The following is a 13,882-nucleotide window of genomic DNA, read 5'->3' as shown; positions in this document are numbered from 1 at the left end:
GAGACCGCTAATTCTCTCCGGTCTCTTAAAAAAATTAAAACTCTTTTCGCAACCAGTTGTTCAGTCGTTTGACCCACGACCCCACTGAGACGCGTTTTTCCACTTCCGCTTCACCACTGAGATGAGATTCTTTCCCGTAGTGGAGCAGGCCCACAGCCGTTGAATAATACGGCTCCTGAGCATAATCCGTTAAACCGGTAATATTCAGCGGCGCCCCAATACGTACCTGCGTATGGAAGACGCGCTGCGCACAGGCCGCAAGACCTTCAATTTGCGCTGCACCGCCGGTTAATACAATCCCCGCCGCAAGATGATGTTTAACACCCTGCTGACGAAGCTGTTCCTGTAACTGTAAAATTTCTTCATTGACCAGGTTGAGCAGCTCGGTATAGCGCGGCTCGATCACCTCTGCCAACGTCTGGCGCTGCAGGCTGCGCGGTGGACGACCACCGACGCTTGGCACTTCAACGCTCTCATCTTTGCCAACGATAGAACCCAGCGCACAGCCGTGGCGCACTTTAATCGCTTCTGCATCGCTCGGTGGCGTACCAAAAGCGTAAGCAATATCGCTGGTCACGACGTTCCCTGCGTACGGGATCACTTTGGTGTGGCGCAGCGCACCGCCGGTATACACGGCCATGTCCATTGTACCACCACCAATATCGACCACACAGACACCCAGTTCACGTTCATCTTCGGTCAGTACGGAATAACTTGCCGCCAGACCGGCGAAAATAAGTTGGTCAACTTTCAGGCCACAACGTTCAACGGCTTTTACAATGTTCTTCGCCATATCGTTGTGACATGTGATCAGGTGCACTTTTGCCTGCATACGAACGCCTGACAGACCAACCGGGTTTTTGATCCCTTCCTGGTAGTCAATCGCATATTCCTGCGGGATCACGTGCAATACGCGATGCTCATCGCGAACACGCACGGACTTCGCCGTATGCACAACGTTTTCAACGTCTTCCTGCGTCACTTCCTCTTCGGAAATCGGCACCATGCCGATTTCGTTCTGGCAGCTAATGTGCTTACCAGAAAGGGCAAGATAGACAGAAGAAATCTGGCAATCTGCCATCAATTCAGCCTGATCGATGGCGCGCTGGACGCATTTCACCACCGATTCAAGATCGTTTACCCCACCTTTATCCATACCACGTGACGGGCAACTGCCCACGCCAATGATATTGACCATACCGTCGGGCAGAACTTCCCCTACTAAAGCGGCAACCTTCGCGGTGCCAATCTCCAGTCCAACTACCAGTTTTCTGTCCGTCGCCTTGATCATTGTTGTTCTGCCTGTACCTGTGCCTGATTCTGTTGCTGATTAGGTTCCTCGACCGGAGCCGGTACCCAACCGACTGCTGCGCCTGAGTCATAGCGCAAATCAACGTAGCTTATCCGTTTGCCGTCAGTCTGTGCCTGCTGCTGTAAAACCGGGTAAAGTTCGACAAAACGCGCCAGACGCTTCATGGTGTCCCCGCGTCCCAGGTTGAGCTTAATGCCGTTCGTTAACGTAAGCTGCCAGGAGCGGCGCGCCGTCATTGCAGCATCTTTTAACGTAAACCTGTCCTTCGCCAGCACCTGACCCATTTCACGAAAACCCTGTAACACTTCGTTTTCGCTGCCTTCAGGGCCATACAACATCGGTAAATTTTGCTTGTTGACACGATCGGCCGGGACGCTGAAGGAATTTCCGTCGACGTCAACCATGTGCTGATCATTCCAACGCGCAATGGGCACATATTCAACCAGATGAATCTTCAATTCATCAGGCCATTGCTTTCTTACGCTCGCCTGTTTTATCCATGGCAGACGTTCAATCTGGCTCTGGATAATATTGACGTCCTGCGTCATAAAGGTGCCAGGCGAGCCCAGCGCCAGTATTGACTGGCGAATATCGTCGTTACGCGTGTAGTGACGCTCACCGGTGACCACCAGCTTAGAAAGCGGCAACCGCTGCGCATCTTCCATCCAGCCCAGGACCATCCAGCCGCTGATAAACACGGTGCACAGCACCCCGAGCAGGAAAATGATGCCTGCAAGACGCGTTCCATTACTGCGGCGTGAAGAGGTGTATTCTTCCTCGTCATCGCGGTTGCGCGTGTTCAATGCAGCCTGAGACATATCAGCCCGCCTGGTCCAGAATGCGTACGACTAACTGCGAGAAGCTCATCCCCGCCTGACGCGCAGCCATCGGCACAAGGCTGTGGCTCGTCATACCCGGAGAGGTGTTGGCTTCCAGCAGATAAAATTGTCCATCTTTGTCCTGCATCACATCGATGCGTCCCCAGCCCTGGCAACCCAGAACATGCCAGGCTTTAAGCACCAGGGACTGTAAATCGTCTTCACGCTCAGCTTCAAGACCACTTGGGCAGAAATATTGCGTCTCATCAGAGAGATACTTCGCCTCATAATCATAGAAGACTCCGGCGGGTTGGATACGGATTGACGGTAAAATTTCTTCGCCAAGCATCGCGACGGTAAATTCCGGCCCGCTAAGCCATTTTTCTATCAGAACTTCATCATCATGTTGAAATGCCAGCGCTAAAGCGGACGCTAAATCGTCAGCTTTGTCGACTTTGGACATTCCCACGCTGGAGCCTTCCCGGCTGGGCTTTACAATAACCGGTAAGCCCAGTTCAGCAATGCGTGCATTAACGCTATCCGGCAGGCCCAATTCAAATTCGCGACGCGTCAGTGCCACCCATGGCGCAACAGGTAAACCTGCGCCCTGCCACAGCAGCTTGCTGCGCAGTTTATCCATAGAGATAGCAGACGCCATCACGCCGCTGCCGGTGTATGGCAGACCGATCAGATCCAGAAGCCCCTGCAGGGTGCCGTCTTCGCCGCCACGACCGTGTAAAGCGATAAAGACTTTATCGAAGCCCATGGCTTTTAACTGCGTCACGTCGACCTCTTTTGGATCGACGAGGTGCGCATTGACGCCACCTTCACGCAGGCCCGCCAGTACAGCGGCGCCTGAATTCAGGGAAACCTCGCGCTCGGCGGAGGTGCCGCCAGACAGGACAGCAATCTTATCAGCCATGATGCTCATCCTCCTGGTTTTGCGGCTTCAGTTTGATTTCAGCTAAGGTACGGGCGATTTTGCCGATATTTCCCGCGCCCTGAATCAGAATCAGATCGTTACCCGTCAGAACCGGTGCCAGAATTTCCGCCACCTGCGCAGGGTCAGAAACCAGAATAGGGTCAACTTTACCGCGTCCACGAATGGTGCGACACAGAGAACGACTGTCTGCACCAGGAATCGGCGTCTCGCCTGCGGCGTACACATCCAGCATTAACAGGGTGTCTACCTGTGACAGGACGCTGGCGAAATCGTCATACAGATCGCGCGTACGCGTGAAGCGGTGCGGCTGGAACACCATCACCAGATTTTTGTCTGGCCAGCCTGCACGAGCGGCTTTAATGGTGGCGTCCACTTCGGTCGGATGGTGGCCATAGTCGTCCACCAGCATCGCCGTACCGGCTTTACCGTTCACGGCATCCAGCGGGAATTCACCGAGGAAATCGAAACGACGCCCGGTGCCCTGGAAGCTTTCCAGTGCGCGCAGAATCGCATCATCATCAATGCCTTCTTCCGTCGCGACGGCCACTGCCGCTGCGGCATTGAGCGCGTTATGGCGCCCTGGCGCATTCAGCGTCACGTGCAGCAGCTCTTTGTCCTGACGCGCCAGCGTGAAGTGTCCCTGCGCGCCAATCTGTTTGTACTCTTCCACGCGGACGTCAGCGTCTTCGCTGAAGCCGTAGGTGGTGATTTGACGACCCACGCGCGGCAGCAACTCGCGGATCACCGGATCGTCCACGCACATCACCGCGCGCCCGTAGAACGGCAGGTTGTGCAGGAAGTTGATAAAGGTCTGCTTTAAGTTCTCGAAGTCACCCTGGTAGGTATCCATATGGTCAGCTTCGATGTTGGTGACAATCGCCACCATCGGCTGCAGGTGCAGGAACGACGCGTCGCTCTCGTCCGCTTCAGCAATCAGATAACGACTGTGGCCCAGACGCGCATGTACGCCCGCGGCTTTGACCAGGCCGCCGTTGACGAACGTCGGGTCGAGACCCGCTTCTGCATAAATACTGGAAACCATCGCCGTGGTCGTGGTTTTACCGTGGGTCCCGGCAATCGCGATGCCGTGGCGGAAACGCATCAGTTCCGCCAGCATTTCGGCACGGCGGATCACCGGAATGCGCGCGTCGTGAGCGGCAACGATTTCCGGGTTGTCAGAGGAGATGGCGCTCGAGACCACGACCACGCTCGCATCGCGCACGTTTTCCGGGCGATGGTTGAAATAGATAGTCGCCCCAAGCGACGCCAGCTGCTGCGTTACAGGGTTTGGCGCCAGGTCAGACCCGCTGATCTGATAGCCTTCGTTAGCTAACACTTCGGCAATACCGCCCATGCCGGCACCACCGATGCCAACAAAGTGAATGTGCCGGACGCGACGCATCTCGGGCACGATTGAACGCAGTTTTGCCAGTTGTTGTGTATTCATTCTCTAAACGCCATCGACTACTTAAAATTCGTGCCGCGCTTCACGCGCTGCGAGGGTTAAGCCTGGGCTGCCAGGCTCACTTCTTTTGCCACCCGTTCCGTCGCATCAGGGATAGCCGCCGCGCGCGCGCGTTCAGCCATCTCAAGCAATACGTCTCTGTTCCAGCCCGCCAGGGTGGTGGCGACCGCGTCAGCGGTAAATTGTGGCTGCTCAAAAATTTTCGCCGCACCGGCTTTCTCAAGCGGCAGGGCATTCCAGTACTGCTGTCTGTCTTTGTGCTGGAAAGGCACAAACAGGGCTGGCAGACCCGCGGCAGCGATTTCGCTTACCGTTAAGGCGCCAGAACGACAGACCACGACATCGGCCCAGGCATAGGCTGCAGCCATGTCGTCGATAAATTCCGTCACGTTATGCTGCGGCTGCCCCGCCTCGGCGTAAGCCTGCTCAACGGTCTGCTGAGCGCCTTTTCCGCTCTGGTGCCAGATGGTTACGGCATCCCCCAGCTTTGCAGCAACCTGCGGCATCGTCTGGTTTAAAATGCGTGCCCCCTGAGAGCCACCGACGACCAGCACACGAACCGGCCCTTCACGGCCCGCCAGGCGAGCGTCCGGCAGCGGCAGCGCCAGCACGTCCACACGGACCGGGTTACCTACCACGTCCGCTTTCGGGAACGCGCCGGGAAACGCCTGCATGACTTTGATGGCGATTTTCGCCAGCCATTTGTTGGTCAGACCGGCAATACCGTTCTGCTCATGCAGGACGACGGGAATACCTAACGACCACGCTGCCAGCCCGCCCGGCCCCGAGACATAGCCGCCCATGCCCAGCACCACATCGGGCTTAAAGCGCTTCATAATGGTGCGCGCCTGACGCCAGGCGTTAAAAATGCGCACCGGAGCCAGCAGCATTGCCTTGAGGCCTTTGCCGCGCAGGCCGGAAATACGAATAAAGTCGATCTCAATACCGTGTTTCGGTACCAGGTCGGCCTCCATGCGGTCTGCGGTTCCCAGCCAGCGTACCTGCCAGCCCTGATCCATTAAATGGTGCGCAACCGCCAGTCCCGGGAACACATGTCCGCCGGTACCGCCTGCCATCACCATTAACCGCTTCGGTTGATTCATCGTGAACCTCGTGTAAACGCCTGGGCTTTTTCCAGACGCGTTTCATAATCTATGCGCAACAACAGCATGATGGCCGTCGACATAATCAACAGACTGGAACCACCATAACTGATCAACGGCAACGTCAGACCTTTGGTCGGCAGCATACCCGCTGCGGCCCCGACGTTAACCAATGCCTGGAAACTAAACCAGATACCAATTGAGCAGGCCAGGAAGCCTGAGAAACGGTGATCGATCTCCAGCGCTTTCCGGCCGATGGACATGGCGCGGAAAGCGACGAAGAATACCATTAATAGCGCTAATACCACACCGATATAACCCAGTTCTTCCGCAATAATGGAGAAGATGAAGTCAGTATGCGCTTCCGGTAAATACTCCAGTTTCTGTACCGAGTTACCCAGCCCCTGTCCCCAGAGCTCACCACGACCAAAGGCCATGAGTGACTGCGTCAGCTGATAACCGCTGCCGAACGGGTCTTCCCACGGGTTCCAGAAAGAGGTCACGCGGCGAATACGGTAAGGCTCGGCGAGGATCAGCAGCACAACCGCTGAAATCCCCATCCCAATGATGGCGATGAACTGCCACAGCTTCGCGCCCGCCAGGAACAGCATGGCCAGCGTGGTGACAAACAGTACAACCACCGTACCGAGGTCAGGCTGCGCCAGCAGTAAGACCGCCAGCACCAGAATCACGCCCATCGGTTTTAAGAAGCCGCGCAGGTTGTTACGCACTTCATCTACTTTACGCACCAGGTAGTTCGCCAGGTAGCAGAACAGAGAGAGCTTGGTAAATTCCGCAGGCTGAATACGCAGCGGGCCAAAGGCGATCCAGCGTGATGCCCCGTTTACGGAACTCCCCACCACCAGAACGATCAGCAGCATAATGATCGAGGCGATCAGCATCGCCGTACTGTGCCGCTGCCAGAACTCCATCGGTAGACGCAAGGTCACCAGCGCCAGGCAGAATGCCAGGATGATGTACAGACCATCACGTTTGGCAAACAGGAAAGGATCGTTCGCCAGACGCTGCCCGACGGGCATTGACGCTGACGTCACCATAATAAAGCCGACCGCCGCGAGCCCCATTGTGAGCCAGAACAGCGTGCGGTCGTACATGATCAGGCTGTCGTTATCTTTTTGACGAGAGCCCATCACCCAGCCTTTGAGCGCCGCAAACAACCACACCAGGATCCCAAATCCTGGCAGGCGCGGCATTTTCAGGCGAGGGAGAGATAAACGCATCAGCCTAACTCCTTCGCCAGGCGGGTAAAGACATCACCACGCTGTTCGAAATTCTTGAATTGATCGAGACTGGCACAGGCCGGAGAGAGCAGCACCATATCACCCGGCTTCACGCGAGGGGCAATCAGCCGCATCGCCTGTTCCATGGTTTCGGTTTGCTCGGCGATCTCAGGGCGCAGTTCAGCCAGCTCGCTGCCGTCACGGCCGAAGCAGTAGAGACGGATGTTATCGCCGGAGAGATACGGCTTCAGGGACGAGAAATCAGCAGACTTACCGTCGCCACCCAGCAGCAGATGCAGGGTACCGTCAACGTGCAGCCCGTTCAGCGCGGCCTCCGTGCTGCCCACGTTGGTGGCTTTGGAGTCGTTGATCCAGCGCACGCCGTTGTGCTCCAGCGCCAGCTGGAAACGGTGCGCCAGGCCAGAAAACGTGGTTAACGCTTTCAGGCTCGAGGAGCGCGGCAGCCCCACGGCATCCGCCAGCGCCAGCGCCGCCAGCGCATTGGTATAGTTGTGCTGACCAGAGAGCTTCATCTCTTTCACGTTCAGCACTTTCTCACCTTTCACGCGCAGCCAGGTTTCACCCAGCTGGCGGTTCAGATGGTAATCACCCATGGTGATGCCAAAACTGATGCAGCGCTCGTCTGCGCCACGCACCGGCATGGTCAGCGCGTCATCGGCGTTCACCACGCAGACTTTGGCATTCTCATAAACGCGCAGCTTGGCGGCACGGTACTGCTGCAGACCAAAGGGATACCTGTCCATATGATCTTCAGTCACGTTGAGGATCGTCGCAGCGGCAGCATGCAGGCTGGAGGTCGTTTCCAGTTGGAAGCTGGAAAGCTCGAGAACATACAGTTCACAGCCTTTATCCAGCAGCATCAGAGCAGGCAAACCAATGTTACCGCCAACGCCGACGTTCATGCCCGCCGCTTTCGCCATTTCCCCCACCAGGGTGGTGACGGTGCTTTTACCGTTAGAACCGGTAATCGCGATAACGGGAGCCTGCGCTTCGCGGCAGAACAGCTCGATATCGCCAACAATCTCAACGCCCGCATCTGCGGCAGCGCTCAGGGAAGGATGCGCCAGCGCCATACCCGGGCTGGCGACAATCAGATCGGCTGCCAGCAGCCAGTCATCATTCAGACCACCAAGGTGGCGTTCAACCTGTTCCGGCAGCTTGTCCAGACCCGGCGGAGAGACACGCGTATCCATCACGCGCGGCGTCACGCCACGCGCGAGGAAAAAGTCCACGCAGGAGAGCCCCGTGAGGCCCAACCCGATGATAACGACTTTTTTGCCCTGGTAATCTGCCATGATTAACGTACCTTCAGCGTTGCCAGGCCAATCAGCACCAGCATCAGCGAAATAATCCAGAAGCGCACAATGACGCGCGGCTCCGGCCAGCCTTTCAGTTCATAGTGGTGGTGAATCGGCGCCATACGGAAGATGCGCTGACCGCGCAGCTTGAAGGAGCCGACCTGCAAAATCACCGACAGCGTCTCAACCACAAACACGCCGCCCATGATCACCAGCAGGAACTCCTGGCGCAGCAGCACGGCAATAATGCCCAGCGCGCCGCCCAAAGCCAGTGAACCAACGTCACCCATAAAGACCTGAGCCGGATAGGTGTTGAACCACAGGAAGCCAAGACCGGCGCCGACAATCGCCGTACAGACGATCACCAGTTCACCCGCATGACGCAGATAAGGGATGTGCAGGTAGTTAGCAAAGTTCATGTTACCGGTCGCCCACGCCACCAGCGCAAAACCGGCCGCCACGAAGACGGTAGGCATGATTGCCAGGCCATCCAGACCGTCGGTCAGGTTAACGGCGTTACCGGTGCCGACAATCACAAAGTACGCCAGCAGAATGTAGAACAGACCCAGCTGCGGCATCACGTCTTTAAAGAACGGCACGACCAGCTCGGTCGCTGGCGTGTCTTTCCCGGCAAGATACAGTGCGAAGGCCACGCCCAGCGCGATCACCGACATCCAGAAATACTTCCAGCGGGCAATCAGGCCTTTGGTATCTTTGCGGACGACTTTGCGGTAATCATCGACGAAACCGATGATCCCGTAACCCACCAGTACCGTCAGCACACACCAGACGTACGGGTTGGACGGGTACGCCCACAACAGCACGGAAACGACGATGGCAGTCAGGATCATGATCCCGCCCATGGTCGGCGTACCGCGCTTGCTGAAGTGCGATTCCGGGCCGTCGTTACGCACAACCTGGCCGAAAGAGAGCTTTTGCAGACGGGCAATCATGCGCGGGCCCATCCACAACGAGATGAACAGCGCAGTCAGCAGGCTGACGATGGCGCGAAACGTCAGATACGAAAAGACGTTAAAGCCTGAGTAATATTTGACCAAATGTTCGGCCAGCCAAACTAACATGTCCCGTTCTCCTGTAATGCGTGCACAACCTCTTCCATGGCGGCACTACGTGAACCTTTCACTAACACTGTCACAATTTGTTTTTCTGTCATTAATGCCTTAAGGCGCTCAATCATCGCGGCTTTATCGGCAAAATGCTCGCCAACGCCGCTGGCCTGGCTAATCGCCTGGCTCAATTTTCCTGTGCTCAGTACACAGTCCAGCCCCGCCGCTTTCGCCGCTTCACCGACCTGGGTATGACAGGCTTCGCTTTCGTCGCCCAGTTCTGCCATGTCGCCAACCACCATGATGCGGTAGCCCGGCATTTCAGATAACACCTGCACCGCCGCCGTCATCGAGCCAACGTTCGCGTTGTAGGAATCATCCAGCAGCAGCTTGTTTTCCGAAAGCTGAATCGGGAACAGGCGTCCCGGCACGGCTTTCAGGTTCGCCAGCCCGGCTTTGATTGCCTCATGTGAAGCGCCCACCGCCGTTGCCAGCGCCGCCGCCGCAAGGGCATTGGCGATGTTATGGCGACCCGGCAGCGGCAGCAGCACCTCCACGCCACCCGTTGGGGTAGTGAGGGTGAACTCGGTGCCGTGCGACGTCACATGGATATTGGTCGCCGTAAAATCACTGTTGGCCGCATTTGGAGAGAAGCGCCAGGTTTTACGCGCACCAATGATGCTCTGCCAGTTCAGCCAGTCGTTGTTGTCGGCGTTCAGAATGGCGATACCGTTATCCGGCAGGCCGGTGTAAATCTCGCCTTTCGCTTTCGCCACGCCTTCCAGCGAGCCAAAGCCTTCCAGGTGCGCAGCCGCGAGGTTATTCACCAGCGCCGCTTCCGGGCGAGTCAGGCTTACGGTCCAGGCGATTTCACCCTGGTGGTTTGCGCCTAACTCGATCACCGCATAGTCATGCTCTTTGGTCAGGCGAAGCAATGTCATCGGCACGCCGATGTCATTATTGAGGTTGCCCGCGGTAAAAAGCGTATTGCCGCACTGGCTGAGGATCGCCGCCGTCATCTCTTTCACTGACGTTTTGCCTGATGACCCTGTCAGCGCGACGACGCGAGCCGGCACCTGCTGACGAACCCAGGCAGCCAGCTCACCGAACGCGAGACGCGTATCTTTCACCACAACCTGCGGCAGATCGATATCAAGCTTGCGGCTGACCAGCAGCGCACCGGCGCCGTTCTCTTTGGCCTGCTCGGCAAAATCATGCGCGTCAAAACGCTCGCCTTTCAGCGCCACAAAGAGACAGCCTGCGGTGACTTTACGGGTGTCCGTCGTCACGGCATCGATGGTCAGGTCTTGCCCGTGCAGGTCACCGTGCAGTACTTCTGCGGCCTGGCTTAAGGAGAGGCTAATCATGCGACAACTCCCAGCAGGCGAGCTGCCGTTACGCGATCCGAGTAGTCCAGACGGCGATTGCCAACGATCTGATAATCTTCATGGCCTTTGCCCGCCAGCAGAACAACGTCATTCTCCTGCGCCTGCATGATGGCGTTTGTCACGGCTTCCGCCCGGCCTTCCACGACGCGCGCGCGGCCTGCGTCCAGCATACCCGCCAGAATGTCATTAATGATGGCGCGCGGCTCTTCGGTACGCGGGTTGTCATCGGTGACAACCGGAATATCCGCGAACTGTTCCGCAATCGCGCCCATCAGCGGGCGTTTGCCTTTGTCACGATCGCCGCCGCAGCCAAACACGCACCAGAGCTTACCGGTACAGTGCAGGCGCGCCGCTTCCAGCGCTTTTTCCAGCGCATCCGGCGTGTGGGCATAATCAACCACAACGGTCGGCTTACCCGGCGCGCTAAACACTTCCATACGGCCACAAACCGGCTGCAGTCGCGCGGCGGTTTTCAGCAGTTCAGCCATCGGGTAACCCAGCGCCAGCAGCGTCGCCAGGGCCAGCAGCAGGTTGCTGACGTTAAACGCCCCCATCAGGCGGCTTTCAATTTCGCCTTCCCCCCAGGAAGAGGCAAAGCGGATGGTCGCCCCGCTGTCGTGATAATTCACCTCAACCGCCTTCAGCCAGCGGCCGTGGCAGTTCGGATTGATATGGTCTTCCATCGAGACGGCAACTGCATCCGGCAGCTTCGCCAGCCAGCGGCGGCCCACTTCGTCGTCGGCGTTGATGATGGCCTGACCGTAATGGTGAGTAGAGAACAGCAGCCATTTCGCGGCTTCGTAGTGCTCCATATCGCCATGATAATCAAGATGGTCGCGGCTCAGGTTGGTAAATACGGACGCGGCAAATTTCAGCGCCGCGACGCGGTGCTGTACCAGACCGTGCGAAGAGACCTCCATCGCGGCGAAGGTTGCGCCCTGCCCTGCCAGACCGGCAAGCACGTGCTGTACGTCAACCGCCGAGCCGGTGGTGTTTTCCGTCGGGCTTACTTTGCCCAGCAGACCGTTACCTACGGTTCCCATCACTGCACCGGTTTCACCCAGCAGCTGTGCCCACTGCGCCATCAGCTGCGTGGTGGTGGTTTTACCGTTCGTACCCGTTACGCCAACCAGACGCAGCTGGTCGGAAGGTTCGTGATAAAAACGTCCCGCCAGTGCGGAAAGACGTTCGTTTAACTGGCTGAGATAGATGACCGGCACGCCGTGCATTTCACGGATCTCACCGTCGGTTGCCTCATCTTTAGCCTCAGCAATAATGGCAGCCACACCTTGCGCAATCGCCTGCGGGATATAACGACGCCCGTCCGCCTGATGACCGACCACCGCCACAAAAAGATCGCCAGAAGCCGCTACGCGGCTGTCCAGTACCATCTCTCGCAGTGCTCGCTCCGGTGCATTTGGCACCCACGGAGCGAGAAGGTCGCGCAAATTACGATCTGCCACCTGTACCCTCGCCTTGATTAATTACAAATTCACTTTTTTCGCCCGTCGCCAGCGCATCCGGTTCAATGTTCATGGTGCGTAACACGCCGCCCATGATGGCCCCGAACACAGGCGCGGAGACGGCGCCGCCGTAGTATTTACCCGCCTGTGGATCGTTTATCACGACCACCAGCGCAAAACGCGGATTGCTTGCAGGCGCAACGCCTGCGGTATAGGCAATGTATTTGTTGATGTAGCGGCCGTCTGGCCCCACTTTTTTCGCTGTACCGGTTTTAATGGCGATACGATAGCCTTTAATCGCCGCCTTCACGCCGCCGCCGCCCGGCAGCGCCACGCTTTCCATCATGTGCACCACGGTACGAACGATGGATTCCGGGAAGATACGCTCGCCCGGGACCGGTGGATCAACTTTGGTAATCGACAGCGGGCGATAGACGCCATAGCTGCCAATCGTTGCGTAGACTCGCGCTAACTGTAACGGGGTTACCATTAGCCCGTAGCCGAAAGAGAAGGTGGCCCTCTCTATGTCAGACCACCGTTGTTTTTGAGGATATAAGCCACTGCGTTCTCCGACCAACCCCAAATTGGTCGCCTTTCCCAGTCCAAAACGTGAGTAAGTTTCTACTAACGCTGAGGACGGCATCGCTAACGCCAGCTTTGAAACACCGACGTTACTCGACTTCTGTAACACCCCGGTCAGGGTCAATTCGCTGTAGCGCGCCACGTCTTTTATCTCGTGGCCGTTAATACGGTATGGGACAGTGTTCAGGACCGTGTTTTCATTGACAATACCGCGCTGGAGCGCGGTCATCACCACCATCGGCTTCACCGTGGAGCCGGGTTCGAACACGTCGGTAATTGCCCGGTTACGCATGGCATCTTTTGCGGTGCCGGTAAAGTTGTTCGGGTTGTAGGACGGGCTGTTGGCCATCGCCAGCACTTCACCGGTGCTGACATCCACCAGCACGGCGCTGCCTGACTCCGCCTTGTTGAACGCCACCGCGTTGTTCAGCTCGCGGTAGACCAGCGCCTGCAGGCGCTCGTCGATACTCAGGGCCAGGTTATGCGCTGCCTGACTGTCCGTGGAAGAGATATCTTCGATGACGCGCCCGTAGCGGTCCTTACGCACGATTCGCTCGCCCGGCTGGCCGGTGAGCCACTTATCGAAGCTTTTCTCAACGCCCTCAATCCCCTGGCTGTCGACGTTGGTAAAGCCAATGAGGTGAGCGGTTACTTCGCCGGATGGATAGTAACGGCGGGATTCTTCACGCAGATGAATACCCGGCAGCTTCAGTTTGCGAATGTAGTCCGCCATGTCAGGGTTAACCTGACGCGCCAGATAGATAAAACGTCCTTTCGGGTTCGCGTTAACGCGGGAAGCCAGCTGATCCAGCGGCATTTTCAGCGCATCAGAGAGGGCTTTCCACCGGTTATCAAGGGTAATGCCACCGGCGTCGTGCAGCTCTTTCGGATCGGCCCAGATCGCTTTCACCGGCACGCTCACCGCCAGCGGACGACCGGAGCGGTCGGTGATCATCCCGCGGGACGTGGAAACCTCCTGAACGCGCAGAGAGCGCATATCGCCCTGGCGTACCAGCATGTCAGGGGCGACGATTTGCAGCCAGGCCACGCGGCCCAGTAGAAAACCCAGCGCCAGTAAAATGCAGCCGCAAAGCAACGCAAAACGCCAACTGATAAAGTTGGCCTGTTCTTCCTGACGTTTTGGTTTTAGCGTTTTTGCCGCTGCTTTCATGCGTCGCGTT

Annotated in this window: 11 protein-coding genes; all 11 read right to left on the bottom strand. The window is 57.3% G+C overall.

Features of this window, described 5'->3' with window-relative positions:
* Positions 1-34: 34 nt before the first annotated feature.
* Genes ftsA through L362_RS01265 form a run of 11 tightly spaced genes read right to left on the bottom strand, consistent with a single transcriptional unit; the run spans position 35 to position 13,872 of the window.
* Complete coding sequence (gene ftsA, locus L362_RS01215) at positions 35-1,291, bottom strand: cell division protein FtsA (protein ID WP_006173845.1); 1,257 nt, start codon at positions 1,289-1,291, stop codon at positions 35-37.
* Entirely contained in the window at positions 1,288-2,130 is an 843-nt protein-coding gene (gene ftsQ, locus L362_RS01220) for a cell division protein FtsQ (protein WP_023293285.1), read from the bottom strand. Before ftsQ ends, ftsA begins: the two co-directional genes overlap by 4 nt.
* Before the next feature lies 1 nt (position 2,131).
* Entirely contained in the window at positions 2,132-3,052 is a 921-nt protein-coding gene (locus L362_RS01225) for a D-alanine--D-alanine ligase (RefSeq protein ID WP_023345436.1), read from the bottom strand.
* A complete protein-coding gene (gene murC, locus L362_RS01230) occupies positions 3,045-4,520 on the bottom strand; it encodes a UDP-N-acetylmuramate--L-alanine ligase (protein ID WP_023326695.1) in 1,476 nt (491 codons plus the stop codon). Before murC ends, L362_RS01225 begins: the two co-directional genes overlap by 8 nt.
* Before the next feature lie 56 nt (positions 4,521-4,576).
* Positions 4,577-5,641: an undecaprenyldiphospho-muramoylpentapeptide beta-N-acetylglucosaminyltransferase gene (gene murG / locus L362_RS01235; protein WP_023345435.1), complete on the bottom strand. Its 1,065-nt coding sequence runs from the start codon at positions 5,639-5,641 to the stop codon at positions 4,577-4,579.
* A complete protein-coding gene (gene ftsW / locus L362_RS01240; protein WP_008501983.1) occupies positions 5,638-6,882 on the bottom strand; it encodes a cell division protein FtsW in 1,245 nt (414 codons plus the stop codon). The genes murG and ftsW overlap by 4 nt, the downstream gene beginning before the upstream one ends.
* On the bottom strand, positions 6,882-8,198 hold the full coding sequence (gene murD, locus L362_RS01245) for a UDP-N-acetylmuramoyl-L-alanine--D-glutamate ligase (protein ID WP_023345434.1): 1,317 nt from the start codon (positions 8,196-8,198) through the stop codon (positions 6,882-6,884). Before murD ends, ftsW begins: the two co-directional genes overlap by 1 nt.
* Before the next feature lie 2 nt (positions 8,199-8,200).
* A complete protein-coding gene (gene mraY / locus L362_RS01250; protein WP_008501985.1) occupies positions 8,201-9,283 on the bottom strand; it encodes a phospho-N-acetylmuramoyl-pentapeptide-transferase in 1,083 nt (360 codons plus the stop codon).
* Positions 9,277-10,635, bottom strand: coding sequence for a UDP-N-acetylmuramoyl-tripeptide--D-alanyl-D-alanine ligase (murF, locus tag L362_RS01255; protein WP_023345433.1), 1,359 nt, complete (start codon positions 10,633-10,635; stop codon positions 9,277-9,279). Before murF ends, mraY begins: the two co-directional genes overlap by 7 nt.
* On the bottom strand, positions 10,632-12,119 hold the full coding sequence (gene murE, locus L362_RS01260; protein ID WP_023326692.1) for a UDP-N-acetylmuramoyl-L-alanyl-D-glutamate--2,6-diaminopimelate ligase: 1,488 nt from the start codon (positions 12,117-12,119) through the stop codon (positions 10,632-10,634). The genes murF and murE overlap by 4 nt, the downstream gene beginning before the upstream one ends.
* On the bottom strand, positions 12,106-13,872 hold the full coding sequence (locus L362_RS01265; protein ID WP_008501988.1) for a peptidoglycan glycosyltransferase FtsI: 1,767 nt from the start codon (positions 13,870-13,872) through the stop codon (positions 12,106-12,108). Before L362_RS01265 ends, murE begins: the two co-directional genes overlap by 14 nt.
* Between the last annotated feature and the right edge of the window lie 10 nt (positions 13,873-13,882).

It is taken from the genome of Enterobacter sp. MGH 16, from assembly GCF_000493175.1.
GTDB lineage: Bacteria > Pseudomonadota > Gammaproteobacteria > Enterobacterales > Enterobacteriaceae > Enterobacter > Enterobacter roggenkampii.
The sequence above is the reverse complement of the archived record's forward strand: the minus strand, read 5'-3'. Positions and strand labels throughout refer to the sequence as shown.

Coding starts and splice junctions, on each gene's coding strand:
- murC (WP_023326695.1), bottom strand. CDS start 4,520: ATGAATACACAACAACTGGCAAAACTGCGTTCAATCGTGCCCGAGATG.
- L362_RS01225 (WP_023345436.1), bottom strand. CDS start 3,052: ATGGCTGATAAGATTGCTGTCCTGTCTGGCGGCACCTCCGCCGAGCGC.
- murF (WP_023345433.1), bottom strand. CDS start 10,635: ATGATTAGCCTCTCCTTAAGCCAGGCCGCAGAAGTACTGCACGGTGAC.
- ftsQ (WP_023293285.1), bottom strand. CDS start 2,130: ATGTCTCAGGCTGCATTGAACACGCGCAACCGCGATGACGAGGAAGAA.
- ftsW (WP_008501983.1), bottom strand. CDS start 6,882: ATGCGTTTATCTCTCCCTCGCCTGAAAATGCCGCGCCTGCCAGGATTT.
- murG (WP_023345435.1), bottom strand. CDS start 5,641: ATGAATCAACCGAAGCGGTTAATGGTGATGGCAGGCGGTACCGGCGGA.
- ftsA (WP_006173845.1), bottom strand. CDS start 1,291: ATGATCAAGGCGACGGACAGAAAACTGGTAGTTGGACTGGAGATTGGC.
- L362_RS01265 (WP_008501988.1), bottom strand. CDS start 13,872: ATGAAAGCAGCGGCAAAAACGCTAAAACCAAAACGTCAGGAAGAACAG.
- murD (WP_023345434.1), bottom strand. CDS start 8,198: ATGGCAGATTACCAGGGCAAAAAAGTCGTTATCATCGGGTTGGGCCTC.
- mraY (WP_008501985.1), bottom strand. CDS start 9,283: ATGTTAGTTTGGCTGGCCGAACATTTGGTCAAATATTACTCAGGCTTT.